Origin of the sequence: Lysinibacillus sp. NPDC095746, assembly GCF_044763535.1 — a bacterium.
Taxonomy (GTDB): domain Bacteria; phylum Bacillota; class Bacilli; order Bacillales_A; family Planococcaceae; genus Lysinibacillus.
On the sequence record NZ_JBIWGL010000011.1, the window covers coordinates 1 to 17,516 of the forward strand.

A 17,516-nucleotide genomic window follows, 5' to 3' on the forward strand; every position below is an offset into this window, starting at 1 on the left:
TCCTCACTTTACTTTATTTTCGTGGTTGAAAACATTGTAACCAAGAGGAAAGAAAATGACCCCTTTTCTTTTTACACAATTATACGGACTCAATCGCTTTTGGCACGTTTATCAGCGATTTTTTGAGTTTTATCAGCGATGTTCAGGGGTTTATCAGCGATTATGCTGGTCTTATCAGCGATTTTCAGGAGTTTATCAGCGATTCATCTATAAACCAGACAATTTGTAACTCGAGTATTTATTAGATCCGCTTCGTGGTAATTGTAATTTTTGTAATATGCGTTTTGCTATATGCTCACTTCCAATCATCAAAAAATCACGACATTCACGATTCGTTATCGTTTCGCCAATAAGCATATAATAATCTTTTAGTGCCTGAATATGAGCATCGCGACACCGATGTTGACACATCTGGCAATGCCAACCTATTTTCAATTTCTCCATCCCAAACTCCGCACAGTTTTCACAATAAACACCACGCCGCAAAGCAGAGTCATCAATTTGATAGTATTGGCAAAGCGGAAATGGTGTCCTATCCCGTAAATGTGACAAAATAAGGTTTTTGATTGCTGTCATTGTTATTGTCTCTTTGTTCTTCTCTATATGTTGGTGCAGAAATATCGGTAGCTCTTTTGCCATTAAAATCGGCAATCGTCCGTCCTCTCGATGAATATTTACATTATTAAATGGGAAGACAACAGCCCCATAAATGGGTATAGAAATGTGTTGGGTGTGTAAGAAATGTTTCATACCTTGAATATATTGTTCAAGTTGAATTTCAGGATGCGTAAAAACATGAACTTCTCCAGATTCCGATGTACGAATGAGCTGACGTGGGTCACCTTTAAAATGTACAGTTCCTCGAATATTTTTAATTTCTAATAGAATAATAGCGTTGGGGACAATGAGTAAAATATCAATTTGCATGGGAAAAACAGAGGGAAGTATAACATTGTGGAAAATGTAGCAATCGTTGAGCAGTGCTATTTGCTGTAGTTCCTTCATAACATATTGCTCACCAAAATCGCCTGCTTCTTTAATTTTAAGTTCCTGCTGAAGACTTTGATATTGTGGATGCGTGGGCTGCAACCGAGTCACAAGGGCTTGAAGTCCTTTAGTCAATGGAGATGGTGCAAAGGGTTTTACTAGCAATCTATTCTCTCCTTTTCTATTTAAATTTTTATTAGGTTTTTCAGCTGTTTAGGATTCTTTCAGCGATTATAGCATGTCTATCAGCAGTTTTCACTTTTTATCAGCGATTGTTGTACTTTTATCAGCGATGTTCTCTTCTTTATCAGCGATTGTTTCTCTCTTATCAGCGATGTTCACCTTTTTATCAGCGATTACTTCACTCTTATCAGCGATGTTCTCTTCTTTATCAGCGATAGTCACCTTCTTATCAGCGGTCCTCACTTTTTTATCATCGATTTCTCACTTCCATCAGCAATTGTCCCACTTCTATCAACGGCTTTCACTTTTCTTCCAGCGATTCCCACCTCTCTTATCAGCGATGTTTACCTTTTTATCAGCGATGTTCCCTTCTTTATCAGCGATGTTCACCCTTTTATCAGCGATTATTTCACTCTTATCAGCGATGTTCTCTTCTTTATCAGCGATTGTTTTACTCTTATCAGCGATGCTCTATTCTTTATCGATTACTTCGCTTTTATCGGCCATGCTCTTATCAGCGGTCCTCACTTTTTTATCATCGATTTCTCACTTTCATCAACGATTGTCTCACTTTTATCAACGGCTCCCACTTCTCTTTCAGCGATGGTCACCTTCTTATCATCGATCCTCTCTTTTTTATCAGCGATGATCCCTTTTCTATCAGCGATCCTCTCTTCTTTATCAGCTTCCACTAAAAAAGGAATCTCCTTTAGTATCGGGGATTCCTTGTTGTTCCGCTTTCGAGTAGTTTTAGAATCGATTGTGCTTGTTGCATGTGCATTGCTAGTACATATTGGCTTGCTTGCATTAGAATTTGTGCTTTTACCATGTTCATCATTTCTTTTGCGATATCGGCATCGCGGATGCGGGATTCGGCATCTTGTAGGTTTTCTGCTGTGTTTACGTTTGCGTTATAGGCGTGCTCTAGGCGATTTTGGTAGGCGCCTAGTCTTGAGCGCTCGCTTGATACACGTTTTAAGGCCTCGTCCATTGTGGGAATCGCTTTGTTGGCGTCGTCTCGAGTTGCGATGGATGTCTTATCGTCCAAGCCAATTGCTCCAGCACCCATATTGCCAATAAACAGCTCGATACTTTGGCCTGCGTTGGCACCTGCCTGAATTTTAATACCGTTTGTAGCATAATCCCCATTAAGTAATGTCTTTGTGTTAAACTCAGTGTCTTTCGAGATGCGTTGAATTTCTTTTTTTAGCTCCTGAAATTCCATATCGAGGTTCTCCCGATCACTATCCGTTAAAGTATCATTGCTCGCTTGGACTGCGAGCTCACGCATGCGTTGAATCATATCATGTACTTCATTTAGTGCACCCTCAGCTGTTTGGACGAGTGATATACCATCCTGAATATTTTTCGCTGCCATGTTCAAGCCGCGTATTTGCGCACGCATTTTTTCGGAAATCGCAAGTCCCGCTGGATCATCCGCAGCACTATTGATGCGGTAGCCTGAAGAAATTCGAAGCATTGCCTTGTTCATTGCACCGTAATGTCTATTCATATTATTTAAAATTGACAACCCCGTTGCTGACCATTTTCCAAGCATTATTTCACCACCCCTATTGTTGTTTATATCGGTCTATGTTAGATTCTTTTAAGTTTATTTTGGTAATGTATACTAATTTAATAGGTTCTATACATCAATAACTTTTAGTTCATTTTCATATTTTAGACTTTAGACCCAGCAATATATAAAAGCACCCGCTTTTCACATATGAAAAGTAGGTGCTTAATTGCAATACCGTGTATTCAATTTTCGAAACCTCCGAGTTGATGGTTCTTTTGTTGTAGAAGTTCAAAAAAGAGATCTTTATTATGATCTAGTAATGCCTGATCTATTAAATTATCAATGTTTTGCTGCTCCAATTCTGTAATGAGCTGATCTACTTCGCCAACAGTCAATGAAGATACAAGTGGTAACTGAGGCTTTGGGGTAGCACTTTCGAGAATTGGTGCTAGATGCTCATGAACATTTGTAATTAATAATAATTGATATAATGGCAACCGGATAAAACGATTCCCTTTCTGGAAAACAAATACCTCGGATATATTTTCAATTTGTTGTGTATTCAAGTTGATAATCATCTCTTTACCTTCAATAGGAATGAAATGGAAAATCTCATTCTCTTTTAAAATAGAGAAATATTGATAAGCAAACACTAGACGTAGTTTATCTCCAGTGATTTTTGTGTAAAATGGCTTCATATATTGAACTTGCATCATCCTTATCCCTCCCTATTTATCTGATTATTCAGATTTTAACACAAATAAATTATCTTGTTAACTATCTTCTCCTCGATTTTTTTATTTCAAATCATTCAGCTTATCATGTACGCATTTTAATCGTATAATGGAAGGACAGTCTTTTTTTCTTATATTTACACATGCCCACTAGCTATACATTTTGAAAGGAGTGAGGTTATGGCATTGTCTATTGCCCAATTAGCTAAGGAACACCAAGAATTTATCCTTGCCAAATTACAGGAAGCTGAACAGGCGTTACATCCTTCCTCTACTGAAGACGAAGAGCTAGTGCGTCGTGCTGTTTTTTCAGTGCGAAATAAATCAGTTGTCTTTGAACGTTTTAATGGAGCAAGTTCTACATTATATGCAAGCGTACAGGATGTCAGACCTGCTACTGTAGAAATTGATTTTGCTAAAGAGGAGCTGCACTGTAACTGTCCTCAGCTGAAATGGTGTAGACATCAGGTTGGCTCATTGCTTGCTCTTTATCAGTATTTTGATTCGGTGCAAAATTGGTCAAGTGCATGGCGCGCTCAAAAATCAGTGCAATTAAAATCGTTAGCAGATGAACGAAGTCCAGAAAGCTGGAGATTGATGGTCGATGAAGTCATGAAACGTTTATTGCCACCTGGGCGAATTTTAGAAGGATATGGCCTTTCAGCTATACGAACAGATGCATTGGAGCGACTTCAACGGCATATGCCTTTCGAGCGTGAGTGGCAGCCACTTTATAAGCTTTTTATGGAGCTATCGATCTTTAATACAATATGGCGTCATTTAAATGAAACAAAAGGACATTCTTTGGATTCTCCTTATATGAAATATTTTATTGATCAAAGTGTCCAATCATTCGAAAGTACATTGACGGAGCTAACGGGACGATCACGACTTTTTGCCACTGATCCATTTTATGATGCGATTCAGGAGTTAGTTCGGGAATTTTTATTGGAACGACAAGGATTATTTGCTGATCGACTACAAATATATATGCTACTTTGGGCAGTGCTTTTTTATGAAAAGCCTCGTCGTGAACAGGAATTAGCACTTATAAATAATCTTGGAAATCCTTCACCTGAGATATCCTTGCAGTCATTGAAACTGCTATTTTATGTGCTGCTACAAAAAGAAAGTTTATTACAGGAAAGTATTGCACATATTGATGGACAACATATGCAAGACCTATTTGAGCTGGCTACTTTTGCAAAACGTGCTGGCGAATCACATGCACAGTCCATTATTTTACGTGCGATGCTACCATTTACCGAAGTCTTTTTACAGCAAACAGTGCCAGTTGTAAAACGTGCTCAATATGTAAGGCAATTTCAGCTTTTATACGAAGACATTCAGCTTACGGAAGAACAGGAAGTTACATTATATAGTGCATTTGGTGTTTATGGGCTTCAACCGTTTTCGTTCCTTCTTATTAAAAAAGAACGTTATCGTGAATGGGCAGCCCTCCATCAGTTAAATCTCTCCTCCCTTTCTTATTTAGAAATGTGTGGATTAAAAGATGTACTTCAGGTTGCGCCTGCAACAGTATTGCCCTTATATCATCTATATGCCATGGCTGAAATTACACAAAAATCACGTATGAACTATAAGCAGGCTGTACGAATCTGGAAAAGTATGCGCAGTGCCGCAAAGCGTGCTGGTAAAACTGCTTATTTTGAGACATATATGCAAACAATTCGCGCAGAGTATAAACGACTTCGTGCATTACAAGAAGAAATTGAGAAAGGAAACTTAGTATGATGACTATAAATGCTCCTTCCCCGTTTTCAAAAAAGCAACAGCTTCGTATTCATGCAGCACAGGAAGGATATTTTACGTTACAGGGATATACTGCTGACGGTGTAGCAATAGAAGCAGACTCACTCATTTCTTCATTATTTTTTAACTATGAAGCGAATGTCTATGGTTTATTAACCAATCGCTCAGAACGTACGATTGAAGTTTCAACCTCTGAGCTCCTTGATATTTTTTCACGGCGCTATCTGCATCCTTTTATTGACTGGCAAGGTACGGATACAGCAAGTCAGGTATGGCTAGAAAAAGTGTCTGCTTTACAAACGTATTGGCAAGAGCCCTCGCTCTGGTCACACGCAGTGATTGCAGATGATTTTTCCACACTAACATTCCCTATAGAAGGTGAAGATACAGCTTTATTAGAAACGGCAGTGCAGCAAAAACTAGCTCAAGCAGGTCTAATAATGTCTGATTTACCAAAGCTAATGCCATTTTTCTTGCGTGGTGGTTGGCCACTAGAGCAGGAACGACAGGCAGGTGCAGTTACTGTCTCCCTACGCTTAGGTGAGCCTGAGGAAGATTCAGATGTTTGGCTTTTAGAAACAGTACTAAGTACGCCTACAGCCAAAAACTACTGGACGCCAGCTATGCGAAAGCAGTCACTACCAATTGCTGATGCTCTACCGACGAAATGGCAAATGTATGCTGATGCTATTGAACAGCAACAAGGACAAATTGTAGATCTTCTTTCTATTGAAGATTTACGTAGCGATATTTTCATCCGTATTATGCTTGACGATTTACAAGTTCGAACATTTTTACGTGAAGATTTAGCAAGATTACAAGCACTCGGCTTTGATGTTGTACTACCGGCTTGGCTAAAGGATTTAAAACAGTCAAAAATGCGTGTTCGCGTAAGTACTGGCAATGTAGCGACAAAGAAGGTTGCTGGACTAGATGATATTTTAACGTTCAAATGGCAGTTTTCTATGAATGGACAGTCCATTTCACCTGAGCAATTTAAAAAGCTTGTAGATGAGAAACGCGAATTCATTCGTATTGGTACAGAATGGTTCCGAGTCAATGCGACCTGGATGCAAGAAATGCGTGCATTGATGCAGCAAGCAGAAGATGAAAGCTGGACCGTTCGCGAATTGCTATTCCGCGAGCTACCAGAGGATTTATCCTTACCTCTTGAAGAAGAGGATGCCGATGATGCAATGCGAGATGACCCGATTTTTGCATTTGAATTGCAAAAATCGCTGAAATCCTATATGGAGCAGCTTCAGGAGAAAAAAGGACTCCCTACTGTCCAGGTTCCTACATCTTTGCGGGCAGAATTACGCCCATATCAGCATGAGGGCTTTGAATGGCTTGTCTTTATGCGAGAACAAGGCTTTGGTGCATGCCTAGCTGATGATATGGGTCTTGGTAAAACGGTTCAGCTTATTTCATATTTACTTCATCTTTATGAAACAACTGAGGATACAAAACCGTCCATCATTATTTGCCCTACGTCTGTGCTAGGCAACTGGCAAAAGGAGCTTGCTCGTTTTGCTCCTTCTTTGAGTGTGCATACGCATTATCAGGCGAATCGAGCAAAGGAGGACGCTTTTAAAGAGCTAGTAGGAAGAGAAAAACCACATGTGATTTTATCCACCTATGGAACGGTATCACAGGATGCAGAGTTTTTACAGGAAGTAGAATGGGCAACCGTTGTGCTAGACGAGGCTCAAAATATTAAAAATATGCAAACGCTACAATCAAGGGCTATTCGTAAATTACAAGGGACGCATCATATTGCTTTAACGGGTACGCCAGTAGAAAACCGTTTGTCAGAGCTATGGGCAATTTTTGACTTTATCCATAAGGGCTATTTAGGTAGCTTCGGCCGCTTTAATGAAGAATTTATTTTACCGATAGAACGAGATGAGTCGGAGTCACATAAACAGAAGTTACGGGCAAAAATTCAAGCATTTTTACTTCGTCGTACAAAGCGTGACCCACACTTACAGCTTAACTTACCAGATAAACAAGAGTCTCATGAATACTGCCCATTAACAACTGAGCAAGCATCTCTATACGAAGGATATATATTAGAGACGCTCGATCAGCTGGAGCAATTAACAGGCTTTCAAAAGAAGGGACGCGTCTTAAAGATGCTCAGTAAGTTAAAGCAATTATGTAATCATCCTGCCTTGTATTTAAAAGAACCTTTCGAGGATGCCGAATCAATGCTTAATCGTTCCACAAAATTAGAACGTATCGTGCAAATGGCTACAGAAATCGTGGACAATGGCGAGCAGTGCCTCATTTTCACACAATATATTGGAATGGGGCAATTACTACAGCATTGTTTTAGTGAACTATATAATATTGATGCACCTTTCTTAACAGGTGCAATGCCTAAGCAGCAGCGTGACCGCTTAGTAGAGACTTTCCAGGCAGGAGATTTTCCAATATTTATCCTTTCCTTAAAAGCGGGTGGAACAGGGCTTAATTTAACAGCTGCAAATCATGTATTACATGCAGATCGCTGGTGGAATCCTGCCGTTGAAAATCAAGCGACAGACCGTGCATATCGAATTGGTCAAACACAATTTGTACAAGTGCATAAGTTTGTTACTATTGGTACTATCGAAGAGAAAATTGATAAAATGCTAGCCCAAAAATCTGCACTATCAGAAGAACTAATTCAATCAAGCCAGTGGTTAACCGAATTAGCAGATGACGAACTTCGTGATTTAATGAAACTCGATTTTTAAAGATGTGAGACGCCAAGAGCACAACGTTCTTGGCGCTCTTTTATTTCAGTGGATCTTCTGTTACTTCTTCCCCTACTTACTTCATATATATATTTAGTTGTGTGTAATATGCTCATTGCTGTGCGGTCTTCAGCAATGAACTTCGTTATGAAATGTAGACATCATCCTTTCTAAATTGATTACGGCGCAAGAATAGAAGGAGAATGGCGGATCAGACAACTTGTCACTTGCCCCGTATGTAACAATTAAAGCTGCTATATTGCTGGCAATTGTACTTCTGCCTCAGGTAGCACAAAATCCTTTAAGCCTTCCTGCTCATCTGGTGGCTTTGGAGGAACAATTGCCCCGTCGCTATCCCTTGGCTTAAGCCGATAAAATCGGACATCTTCTACGACTACTTCTGTTATAAAAACCTTTGTGCTTTCTTCATTTAGAAATGATCTTGATTGAATTCGACCATTCACTCCAATTAATGAGCCTTTTCCGCAATATTTGACGATATGCTCTGCAAGCCTTCCCCATACTGTACAGAGAATAAAGTCAGCATCCACTTCCCCACGACTGTTTTTGTAATTGCGATTAATGGCTAGAGTAAAATGTGCTTGCACGCGATTTCCAGATAAGTGTCGTAACACTGGATCCTTTGTTAACCTTCCGACCAGTCCGACTTGGTTCATTGATTCACCTCCTTTGCTTTTGATTGCTCTCATCTTACAAAAATTAATCCAACATTGGCAAAAGTCGATTTTTATCATTTCCCTTAGTTTTTAATCATAAATTGGATATATTGAGCAATTTACTTTTCATGTAATGAAAGATTTTTATGGCAGAATGCTTTTCGCTGTAATAGCAAATGCTAATTGTTGAAATATGCAATTTCGCTGTTTTTGCAGATTGTATCATCAGTGATGCCTCGGCATAATTGCTGCTGTCGCTTCGCTTTCACGCAGATATACAATGAGTCCGGAATCTACTTTGTGCTTTGGCTGGCGAAAGCGCAGTGCTAACGTTCGGAGATAATATCACGTGAGCCTCTATTTCAGCGGATGTTGAAAAGTAACTTAATACCGCTTCACCTCACCCCTTATAGAGATGGGATACATCTGTACCTGTCCGGAATGAAGTAAAACAGAGCTAATTGAATATGTTATACTAAAAAGGATGACCGACTTAGGAGGATTTTACATAATGAAAACATTTAAGATGCTTTCCTTTGACCTTGTCACAAAAGACGGCATGCAACCTTTCCCTTTAGTCGATGGTATTATTATTAACCAGGAGAATAGCCATCAATCTTGGATTCTCGAGCTGTTTATGGACCGGCAATATCGTTCTATTTTTGATGAACTTTTAGCTAATGCTACTGTCTTTAATGTACGTGCGGTTATTTCATTTCCAGATAATGAGCCTGCTCCTTTCCAGGTTGTCGTACATACAGTTCAAGAAATCGGCGAGTACATCTCTGTCCTTTTAAAAGGGACACTAAAGACAAAACGCTCGAAATATGCTGAGCAATTACTAGCCGAATTACTAGTTGAGGGAGTTACGTTAGATAAGCTATTGGACCGCTTCTCACACGGTATGAAAGAACGACCAAAACTCAAAAATGATTGATCTGATTTAACGATGCAAAAAAAATTTGCATCGTTATTTTTTTATTGAACAGATAGAGATAGGATACAGGTTCTTATAAAAATCGTGTTTACTAATTACCTGAAAATTTAGTGGGATATGCACCATTTTTCCGTCCTTCCTAAAATCTTTTGCGAGTATTTCCTTCTCTTTTCGCGGATATTACCATCTAACCCGTGAGTATTGCTCGCCCACATTAAATGAAAAAAAGAGTGTTCCATTGGATGGAAACACTCTTTTTTATATTATCGCGTTACTTTTTCTTCAACGACCTTTTCTTTAACAACACCGTTTGCATTTGGTACATTGTTATAGCCATTTGTACTATTTAAATCAGCATTTGTACCTGGTGTTGTTGTACCTGGTACTGTTGTTGTACCTGGTGTTGTTGTACCTGGAGTTGTAGTTCTTGGACCAGTAGTACCTGGTGTTGTAGCTTCAGGTAGAACAGTGTTACGGTGAACACCATTAACGTCACGATTGTAAACGTCATTTCTTTCTTCTACTTTCTCAACACCTCGGCGAACGTCGTGTTTAACATTCTCCACTGGTCTTGTTTCAACAGCTCTGTTTCCCCAGTTACAACCTCCAAGGAATAAAGCAGCAAGAATAATTGCCAAAAATGACATTCTCCACATAGAAAAATCCTCCTTTCTCGATGCTATGTCAACAAATACAATGTGTGTGTATTTGTGATCCTACATAGATTGCCCGGGAAAGGAGGGAACTATCCGATTTTTTTACAAACTATTTTTGTTTTTCTTTTAACAGTTGTTCAACGTATGCTGCTTCTGCTTTACAGTTGTAGCTATAATTTGTACCTAGCTCTTTTTGCATGGCCTCGATTGTTTCAATTTGCTTCGCTGTTGGTTCTTCATTTAAAATTTTTGCAATTACTTCATCAATTTTTTGCGCCATCTCTTCATGGAATTCAGTACTCATCAAAACATCTGCTGGGATTTTTTCGATCCATGCGGCATTTTCTTGAAAATAAGTTTGCCAGCTAGCAATAAAGTCTTCCATAGAAAAACGCTCTTCTTTCCAATCAATACTTGCTAAGTATGATTCAAAAGATGTTGAAATCGAACGCGTAATGCTAATTTTAACACCTGAAGACAATTCCTTATACATCAATATAATCCTCCTACGTTTTAAAAACAAAACTAAAATTACATGTATTTCAATTTACAATCACATATACGCCATTGCATTTTTTATAAAACATTTCAATAATCGTGATATTTTTATCTGCATTCACGTCACTAAAAGTACTGAATGTCATAAACTATTAAAAAGATTAACAGTAAAGACATTATTCGACATCATTATTTTATATCTTTTAGCCTATAATTGCAAATTAAGCCTGTTTTGGCTGTTCTGGCCCAATAGCAAATAAAATATCCGCTTCACATACTAGTTCCCCATCGACTGTAGCCACACCATGACCTTTGCCCATTGCTCCACGTAGTTTCACGAACTCTACTTCTAATCGTAGTTGATCTCCCGGTACTACTTGACGCTTGAAACGACAATTATCAATACCTGTCAAGAAAGCTAGACGACCTTTGAATTCATCTGCATTTAATAATGCTACACCACCAACTTGTGCTAGCGCCTCTACAATTAAAACCCCAGGCATTACTGGATAGCCAGGGAAATGCCCATTAAAAAAGTCTTCGTTCATAGAGACATTTTTTAAACCAACTGCACGCTTGCCTTCTTCTAATTCAACGATACGATCAACGAATAAAAAAGGATAACGATGCGGTAAAATTGCTTGAATTTGTTCTGCAGTTAACATTTTCTTTTCCCCCTTAATAATAATTTCGCCTTGGCGCAATGCGTTGAATAGAATCCGTGACATGCGCCGGAGGCTACATCTTTATTCATTAGGTGTTGGACATCTAATGTATGAAGATATTTTATGTAAACACAAAGTATGGTAAAGAATAATTTTATTCTTTACCATTCATAATATCAAATATATGCTGCCATGTTTCTGGTTTAAAAACGTCCATGGCTTTACCTTGTCCAATTACACTATAGCCAAACATTGCACCTACAACTGCGGCAATAACAACTAAGATGATAATAAGTACAACGCGAAGCCAAATCGGAATCAGCCGTATTTGCACCCAGCGAACCTCTCGTTGCTCTCCATTTGAGCGGTGTTCCTTCTCTTCTGGTGGCGTATCGGTTTCTTTTGTTTGCATAGAACCTCGACTTGAATCGTTTGTCATAGATTGTACTCCTCTTCATTACTTACTAAACAGTAATAACGGATTTACTATCGAATACCATTGATGAGCCCAAGCATTTGGTCAGCTAAAGTTACAGCTCTTGCATTAAATTGATAAGAACGCTGCGTCTGAATTAAATCCGTCATTTCTTTTGAAAGATTTACATTCGACATTTCTAGCGAACCGTTCTGCATGCCAATTTGCTGACGATTTGCTCCTCGTAATTCAGTGACAACTTCAGCTTGTGTATATCCAAGCTGAGCTAGGTTATTCGGCAATCCAACATAGGCGCCAGAAACCTTCTCCATTAGCTGTGGCTTTTGGAACTCTGTCACTGCTACATCAGTACGAATAACATCTCCATTAGGATATGATGCCTCTAATACGCCTCCATCACGGATCGCAAAACTTTTTACATTATCCGGTAATGTAATAGCTTGTCCTGTTGAGTTTGCCAATGGATATCCATCTGCAGTTACAACCATTACTGTTCCATTATTTAATGGTGATAAATAAAAGTCACCTTGACGAGTATACACTGTTTTTGTGCCATTTTCACCATCTGGCATTAAAATATTGAAATATTGCTTTGGTTTTGTAAAGGCTAAATCAAGGTCACGATTTGTTGTTTGTAGAGAGCCTTGCTTTTGATTTGATTGAATTTGTCCAAGCATAGCACCTGATCCATAACGGATGCCAACAGGTGATTGTCTGTCAGCTCGGTCTAGCTTGTCATTATTATATTGCTGATACAGCAATTCATTAAATGTAGCTTCCTGTGATTTATAGCCGAGAGTGCTGCTATTGGCAATGTTATTACTAATAGTATCTAGTCTATTTTGTAATTGCCCCATTGTGTTTGTTGCAGTCATCATTGTACGTAACATGTTCAAACGCCTCCAGTTTGCCTATTATACTTTCCCGATTTCATTTGCAGCCTTTTCCATACTCCGATCGTAAGCCTGTAACACTTTTTGGTTAGCTTCGAAAGCGCGATATGCTGTCATTAAATCAGTCATTGTACGACTAGAGTCTACGTTTGAGCCCTCTAGAAAATTTTGACGCAGTGTAAATGCTACGCCATTGGCACCGTAAGCTGTCGGTAAGTTTTCACCATTTTCTGTTCGAATTAAACCATTATCCTGCTTACGTAGCATGTTCGGATTCGCTGAAAATGATACTCCAACACGAGCTACTTGCTGATTATTAACATAAATTGCCCCGTTCTCATCTAGACGAAAATCATCATTCGGTAGCTGGATGCGTTGACCTATGTCTGATAGCACATACAGTCCCTGTGGATTTACTAAATAACCTTGGCCATCTAATGTAAAATTCCCGTTGCGTGTATATGCTTCGCCCCTATCTGGATGTGCTAAACGGAAGAAAATAGATCCAGAAGTGCCGTCTTCATTTTGCGGTAAGTTTCCATCGATCAAAGCCATATCTGTCGTGAAATCAGTGCTATAGATTTGGCCTTGTATGTAATTTGGTAATGTTTCTTGCATATAAATCCCTGTATTTAATGCGCCAACTTGGCTCATATATTGAGAGCCTGCTTGCTGGTTAGCAGGTGCATTCGTTTTTCCTACACTTGACATGAGCATGTCAGGAAATGAGCGGATTGTTGATTGGTCTGCTTTAAATCCAGGTGTATTTGCATTTGATAAATTGTTGGTAAGTAATTCTGTTCGTCTTTGTTGTGCAATCATACCAGTTGCAACTGTATAAAACCCTTTAAACAAAGGAATCACCTCATTAAATTTTTATAAGGATGCGGGCACTCGATCAATGTTTTCAAGCATAATGCCTGTACCAATTGCTACACAATCCATAGGTTGATCTGCAATGAACACAGGTACTTTTAGCTCTTCGATTAATAGCTGGTCCATACCATGTAATAATGCACCACCGCCAGTAATAATAACCCCACGATCAATTATATCTGCTGATAGCTCTGGTGGTGTTTTTTCTAATACATTTTTTGCAGATTGAACAATCATCGCAACCGATTCATGTAATGCACGTTCAATCTCCTCTGAGTGAATCGTTATTGTACGTGGTAGACCTGTCACCATATCTCGACCACGAATGTCCATCGAATCATTTCGACTACCTTTAAAGACTGTACCAATTGTAATTTTTATAGCTTCTGCAGTACGTTCACCTATTAGCAATTTATATTCTTTTTTAATATATTGTAAAATATCATTATCAAAAATATCTCCTGCCACTTTAATGGATTCACTCGTTACAATATCACCCATTGATAGGACTGCAATATCAGTAGTCCCACCGCCAATATCAACTACCATATTGCCGCTAGGTTGGAATATGTCCATACCTGCTCCAATAGCTGCAACTTTTGGCTCTTCTTCTAGGTATACTTTTTTTCCACCTGATTTTTCTGCAGCTTCACGAATCGCTTTTTGTTCAACACTAGTAATGTTTGTTGGACAGCAAATTAAAATACGTGGCTTAGCTAAAAATCCTTTGACGTTTAATTTGTTGATGAAATGTTTTAGCATCGCTTCTGTAACATCAAAATCTGCAATGACACCATCTCGTAGTGGACGAATTGCCGTAATATTACCCGGTGTACGCCCTACCATTTGGCGAGCCTCTTCTCCCACCGCTAACACTTTATTTGTTTTTTTATCAATCGCCACAACTGATGGTTCATTTAAGACGATTCCTTTGCCTTTAACGTGAATTAATACGTTCGCAGTTCCTAAGTCAATGCCTATATCTTTCGAAAACATTTTATAATTTCTCCTTCCCGCCATTTCCAACTACATAACGTTCATTTTTATCTGTTTATCTAGAATATTTTATCATATCCGACTGGTAATTACACCTAATTTTAGTTAACCGAACTGCATTCTTTCAATTATATGAACACTTCTTGAAAAGAAGAAATCGTTTCAACACTTTTTTGACGCATCGCCAATCATGCGATTGTTTTCCGTTCCGACTGGGCGCTATGTTGTTGCTGACGCTTCGTTACACTCGCTTTCGCACAGTTAAAACATTTATTGCTGTCGCTTCGTTACACTCGCTTTCGCACAGTTAAAACATTTGTTGCTGTCGCTTCGTTACACTATGCTTTCGCACAGGTAAAACATTGTTGCTGTCGCTTCGTTACACAGCGCTTTCCACAATGTTTATCCCAATTTGCTGAGTCGATTTTGTAAGGAAGCTTGTCTTTTGCATCAAAAAAAGAACGAATCAATCTTGACTCGTTCTTTCCTTCCACTTGTTTTTCGTTGCCTCTCCTCCACGAATATGACGTACGGCCTTATGGTAGGCGAGTATTTCCTTTACTTGCTCAGCTAATCCTTCATGAATTGTTGGCAGTCGCTCTGTTAAATCTTTGTGCACCGTACTTTTTGAATAACCTGTCATTTTCGCAAGGACACGCACAGTTTCACGCGTCTCAATCAATAATTCACCGAGGCGTATGCAGCGCTTCCGAATGTGCTCGTGCACGTTCTTCGTCCTTTCCACACAATTTCACAAATGGCATCAGATGCACGTCTGCGCATTTCTTCACCTTATGTGAGGACAAAGCTATTCAGAACACGTTTTACATTTTCACGATAAAATACCGATTTTTTATGCATTTTTTAGTATTCATTTCTTTCAATGTAAAATTATCATTTACTATAGTTAAAATCTACGAATTTTCCTATCATCAATTATGCTACCGCTGAAAAATGACTTAAACTAGCAGAAGCCTCCCACCTATAAAGGTGAGAGACTTCAATTAAAAGGCTAGTAATTTTTTCGGATTCACATATTTTCCGTTTTCTAGTACTTCAAAATGCAAGTTAACGCCAGCTGTTTGGTTCCACTCATTGTCAGTCGCTTTTCCAAGTAATTGACCTTGTGTTACCTCATCGCCTTCCTTCACAGCAATGTCTTTTACAGAGCTATAATGTGTTTCCTTACCATCTGCATGCTCAATAACAATTTTATTGCCTGTAAATGCATCAAGTTTTACTTGTTTTACTTTACCACTTAGAGCAGCAAGTACTTCAAATTCTTCACCATTCATAGCAAGAGTAATACCGGAAGATGTCGTAAATGTTTGATTAAATACCATTAGTGCTTTTTCACGCGACTCTGCATTAGCTTCTACTTCATAAAACTCTTGTGAAACTTGCATCTTACTAAGATTCGCTTCCTTGAACGGGTACTTCATTGTTTCTGTTTTTGCATTTGTTTCAACTACAGGACCTGAATCTACTTCAGCTACGTTTGGTGACGGAGCTTCTTCTACTTTGGATACAAGACTATTGTAACCAAGTAGCAAACCTGCTAGCATTAGAGCACCACCAGCGTAAACTGCTGGCCAAAACCATGGTTTCTTCTGTAATTGAACTTTTTCATCTTGATTTTGAGAAGTTTTACTATTTTTATCCTCTCTCATTTTCATCACCTCTAGTGGCAGTGTGAACAACTAGAAGTTATTTTAAACATGCATCTATCTTTTTTATTTCAATATCTTGATAATAATAGTGTAAAATTTCGTCAGCAGTTTTCCCATCGCTTGCCATAGCCTCTGCTCCATATTGACTCATTCCTACCCCATGCCCGTATCCTTTCGTGCTTACTTGCACTTTTCCAGCTGCAGAATTATAGGCAATTTTAAAATCCGTTGATGGTATTTCTAAAAGTGTTCGCACTTCTCGTCCTGACCACACATTCTTACCTAACTGCATGCGCTCAACACGTCCTGACTCATTTACAAATAACTGTACACGGTTGAAGTCACTTACCTGCCATTTCACAGGCCACAGTGCATTCCATTCAGCTAATGTCCATTCTTTCATCGCTGAAAACTTTGGGGATGATAAATCAGATTTACTCTTAACACTTTGTAAATAAGGGACATCATTACCACTAAAATCGTAGGCGCTTTCTGTTTTTCCATTGCTCGTAGAATGAAACATTGCCGTAATTAATTCATTATTATATAGAAGAACTTGTCCTTTCGTTTCATTAATAGCCTCGACAATTTTCTTTTCATTCCCCGGGAAATTGCTAGTCCAATTCTCTTTTCTTTGCTCCTTATTGTAAAAAACTTGTCTAGCAACAGTAGGAGCGATAGCTATTTTACCGTAATTTGTCGATTTCAACGCGTAAGTCCGTGCTGCAATAGCTTGTGCCTTTAAAGCTTCTTTGTTAAATGAAACAGGCATTTCTGCAGCTACCACACCAGTTACGTAAGTTTCTAAAGGGATTTTCTCCTGTTGTCCCTCCACTTCTATGAATATTTCACAAGCTTGCTCTGTTGTTGCAGGCGAATCCTTAACCTTAAGTCTCTCACCAAATGCCACAGGAAGCATATATAATGCTCCAATCAAACAAATTATGCCTATACTCATTATCCATTTTTTCATAAGGAATAATATGCTAGAATTCTTCAAAATATGTGACCGTTGGTGAAGGGAACTTCAATATAGGATGGTAAACAGACTGAGGGCCGTATGTATAAAGGATGCTGAAAAGAAACGTATTTCCATCATATAAGAGGATGTTATTCCTATTTATTATGTTTTTAAAACGTATGCCATGCTATTAGTTGATTGGAGTGGAGGCTGAGCGGCTCCTTGGGAATTAGCAATAGAGGAACGAAGGCTAAAAGCATTACATCCTGTGATAACGCCTTCGTGACCAACATCGTGTTGGCCCGAGACCCTGC

Annotated in this window: 19 protein-coding genes; 3 read left to right on the plus strand and 16 right to left on the minus strand. The window is 38.8% G+C overall.

The features are described from left to right. Nucleotides 1-207 precede the first annotated feature (207 nt). From ACIQ7N_RS09925 to ACIQ7N_RS09945, 5 genes are all read right to left on the minus strand, one after another. Nucleotides 208-1,152, minus strand: coding sequence for a nuclease-related domain-containing protein (locus ACIQ7N_RS09925; RefSeq protein WP_402931710.1), 945 nt, complete (start codon nucleotides 1,150-1,152; stop codon nucleotides 208-210). A 90-nt stretch (nucleotides 1,153-1,242) separates the two neighbouring features. Beyond that, nucleotides 1,243-1,392 carry a hypothetical protein gene (locus ACIQ7N_RS09930; RefSeq protein ID WP_402931712.1) on the minus strand — a complete coding sequence of 50 codons (150 nt, stop codon included), beginning with the start codon at nucleotides 1,390-1,392 and terminating at the stop codon, nucleotides 1,243-1,245. A 302-nt stretch (nucleotides 1,393-1,694) separates the two neighbouring features. Next, nucleotides 1,695-1,862 (minus strand): hypothetical protein, encoded by a 168-nt coding sequence (locus ACIQ7N_RS09935; protein ID WP_402931714.1) that lies wholly within the window; start codon nucleotides 1,860-1,862, stop codon nucleotides 1,695-1,697. 17 nt (nucleotides 1,863-1,879) lie between these two features. Beyond that, nucleotides 1,880-2,728 carry a flagellin N-terminal helical domain-containing protein gene (locus ACIQ7N_RS09940; protein ID WP_402931716.1) on the minus strand — a complete coding sequence of 283 codons (849 nt, stop codon included), beginning with the start codon at nucleotides 2,726-2,728 and terminating at the stop codon, nucleotides 1,880-1,882. 203 nt (nucleotides 2,729-2,931) lie between these two features. After that, nucleotides 2,932-3,405 carry an IDEAL domain-containing protein gene (locus ACIQ7N_RS09945; RefSeq protein WP_132360402.1) on the minus strand — a complete coding sequence of 158 codons (474 nt, stop codon included), beginning with the start codon at nucleotides 3,403-3,405 and terminating at the stop codon, nucleotides 2,932-2,934. A gap of 198 nt (nucleotides 3,406-3,603) precedes the next feature. On the opposite strand from ACIQ7N_RS09945, the gene ACIQ7N_RS09950 reads away from it, so the two are divergent. Together ACIQ7N_RS09950 and ACIQ7N_RS09955 are read left to right on the plus strand one after the other, a co-directional pair. Further along, nucleotides 3,604-5,178 carry a hypothetical protein gene (locus ACIQ7N_RS09950; RefSeq protein ID WP_402931718.1) on the plus strand — a complete coding sequence of 525 codons (1,575 nt, stop codon included), beginning with the start codon at nucleotides 3,604-3,606 and terminating at the stop codon, nucleotides 5,176-5,178. Beyond that, the gene (locus ACIQ7N_RS09955) at nucleotides 5,175-7,937 is read left to right on the plus strand and encodes a DEAD/DEAH box helicase (RefSeq protein WP_402931720.1); all 2,763 of its coding nucleotides are present in this window, start codon (nucleotides 5,175-5,177) and stop codon (nucleotides 7,935-7,937) included. The genes ACIQ7N_RS09950 and ACIQ7N_RS09955 overlap by 4 nt, the downstream gene beginning before the upstream one ends. A 254-nt stretch (nucleotides 7,938-8,191) precedes the next feature. Here the strand turns inward: ACIQ7N_RS09955 and ACIQ7N_RS09960 are convergent, their stop codons facing one another. Beyond that, a complete protein-coding gene (locus tag ACIQ7N_RS09960) occupies nucleotides 8,192-8,614 on the minus strand; it encodes a single-stranded DNA-binding protein (RefSeq protein ID WP_248717836.1) in 423 nt (140 codons plus the stop codon). Nucleotides 8,615-9,125: 511 nt separating this feature from the next. Here ACIQ7N_RS09960 and ACIQ7N_RS09965 point away from each other — a divergent pair. Beyond that, complete coding sequence (locus ACIQ7N_RS09965) at nucleotides 9,126-9,551, plus strand: YwpF family protein (protein ID WP_402931722.1); 426 nt, start codon at nucleotides 9,126-9,128, stop codon at nucleotides 9,549-9,551. A 263-nt stretch (nucleotides 9,552-9,814) separates the two neighbouring features. On the opposite strand, the gene ACIQ7N_RS09970 is transcribed toward ACIQ7N_RS09965, so the two are convergent. The 10 genes from ACIQ7N_RS09970 to spoIID form a co-directional block, all read right to left on the minus strand. Further along, the gene (locus ACIQ7N_RS09970; protein WP_248717835.1) at nucleotides 9,815-10,207 is read right to left on the minus strand and encodes a hypothetical protein; all 393 of its coding nucleotides are present in this window, start codon (nucleotides 10,205-10,207) and stop codon (nucleotides 9,815-9,817) included. 109 nt (nucleotides 10,208-10,316) lie between these two features. Then, nucleotides 10,317-10,700, minus strand: a complete 384-nt coding sequence (locus ACIQ7N_RS09975; protein ID WP_248717834.1) for a hypothetical protein — start codon at nucleotides 10,698-10,700, stop codon at nucleotides 10,317-10,319. A gap of 226 nt (nucleotides 10,701-10,926) precedes the next feature. Beyond that, a complete protein-coding gene (gene fabZ / locus ACIQ7N_RS09980; RefSeq protein ID WP_132360390.1) occupies nucleotides 10,927-11,370 on the minus strand; it encodes a 3-hydroxyacyl-ACP dehydratase FabZ in 444 nt (147 codons plus the stop codon). A 154-nt stretch (nucleotides 11,371-11,524) separates the two neighbouring features. After that, on the minus strand, nucleotides 11,525-11,809 hold the full coding sequence (locus tag ACIQ7N_RS09985; RefSeq protein ID WP_132360388.1) for a DNA-directed RNA polymerase subunit beta: 285 nt from the start codon (nucleotides 11,807-11,809) through the stop codon (nucleotides 11,525-11,527). A gap of 47 nt (nucleotides 11,810-11,856) precedes the next feature. Next, nucleotides 11,857-12,696, minus strand: coding sequence for a flagellar hook-basal body protein (locus tag ACIQ7N_RS09990; RefSeq protein ID WP_248717833.1), 840 nt, complete (start codon nucleotides 12,694-12,696; stop codon nucleotides 11,857-11,859). A gap of 24 nt (nucleotides 12,697-12,720) precedes the next feature. Further along, complete coding sequence (locus tag ACIQ7N_RS09995; protein WP_402931725.1) at nucleotides 12,721-13,554, minus strand: flagellar hook-basal body protein; 834 nt, start codon at nucleotides 13,552-13,554, stop codon at nucleotides 12,721-12,723. 21 nt (nucleotides 13,555-13,575) lie between these two features. Continuing rightward, on the minus strand, nucleotides 13,576-14,571 hold the full coding sequence (gene mreB, locus ACIQ7N_RS10000) for a rod shape-determining protein (RefSeq protein WP_132360382.1): 996 nt from the start codon (nucleotides 14,569-14,571) through the stop codon (nucleotides 13,576-13,578). A 466-nt stretch (nucleotides 14,572-15,037) separates the two neighbouring features. Then, nucleotides 15,038-15,298, minus strand: a complete 261-nt coding sequence (locus tag ACIQ7N_RS10005) for a sporulation transcriptional regulator SpoIIID (protein WP_049668034.1) — start codon at nucleotides 15,296-15,298, stop codon at nucleotides 15,038-15,040. A 277-nt stretch (nucleotides 15,299-15,575) separates the two neighbouring features. Further along, nucleotides 15,576-16,241 (minus strand): M23 family metallopeptidase, encoded by a 666-nt coding sequence (locus tag ACIQ7N_RS10010; RefSeq protein WP_132360380.1) that lies wholly within the window; start codon nucleotides 16,239-16,241, stop codon nucleotides 15,576-15,578. A 37-nt stretch (nucleotides 16,242-16,278) separates the two neighbouring features. After that, nucleotides 16,279-17,214, minus strand: coding sequence for a stage II sporulation protein D (gene spoIID, locus ACIQ7N_RS10015; protein WP_371873290.1), 936 nt, complete (start codon nucleotides 17,212-17,214; stop codon nucleotides 16,279-16,281). Nucleotides 17,215-17,516 lie beyond the last annotated feature (302 nt).

Coding starts and splice junctions, on each gene's coding strand:
- ACIQ7N_RS09940 (WP_402931716.1), bottom strand. CDS start 2,728: ATGCTTGGAAAATGGTCAGCAACGGGGTTGTCAATTTTAAATAATATG.
- ACIQ7N_RS09945 (WP_132360402.1), bottom strand. CDS start 3,405: ATGATGCAAGTTCAATATATGAAGCCATTTTACACAAAAATCACTGGA.
- ACIQ7N_RS09950 (WP_402931718.1), top strand. CDS start 3,604: ATGGCATTGTCTATTGCCCAATTAGCTAAGGAACACCAAGAATTTATC.
- ACIQ7N_RS09955 (WP_402931720.1), top strand. CDS start 5,175: ATGATGACTATAAATGCTCCTTCCCCGTTTTCAAAAAAGCAACAGCTT.
- ACIQ7N_RS09960 (WP_248717836.1), bottom strand. CDS start 8,614: ATGAACCAAGTCGGACTGGTCGGAAGGTTAACAAAGGATCCAGTGTTA.
- ACIQ7N_RS09965 (WP_402931722.1), top strand. CDS start 9,126: ATGAAAACATTTAAGATGCTTTCCTTTGACCTTGTCACAAAAGACGGC.
- ACIQ7N_RS09970 (WP_248717835.1), bottom strand. CDS start 10,207: ATGTGGAGAATGTCATTTTTGGCAATTATTCTTGCTGCTTTATTCCTT.
- ACIQ7N_RS09975 (WP_248717834.1), bottom strand. CDS start 10,700: ATGTATAAGGAATTGTCTTCAGGTGTTAAAATTAGCATTACGCGTTCG.
- fabZ (WP_132360390.1), bottom strand. CDS start 11,370: ATGTTAACTGCAGAACAAATTCAAGCAATTTTACCGCATCGTTATCCT.
- ACIQ7N_RS09985 (WP_132360388.1), bottom strand. CDS start 11,809: ATGACAAACGATTCAAGTCGAGGTTCTATGCAAACAAAAGAAACCGAT.
- ACIQ7N_RS09990 (WP_248717833.1), bottom strand. CDS start 12,696: ATGTTACGTACAATGATGACTGCAACAAACACAATGGGGCAATTACAA.
- mreB (WP_132360382.1), bottom strand. CDS start 14,571: ATGTTTTCGAAAGATATAGGCATTGACTTAGGAACTGCGAACGTATTA.
- ACIQ7N_RS10010 (WP_132360380.1), bottom strand. CDS start 16,241: ATGAGAGAGGATAAAAATAGTAAAACTTCTCAAAATCAAGATGAAAAA.
- spoIID (WP_371873290.1), bottom strand. CDS start 17,214: ATGAAAAAATGGATAATGAGTATAGGCATAATTTGTTTGATTGGAGCA.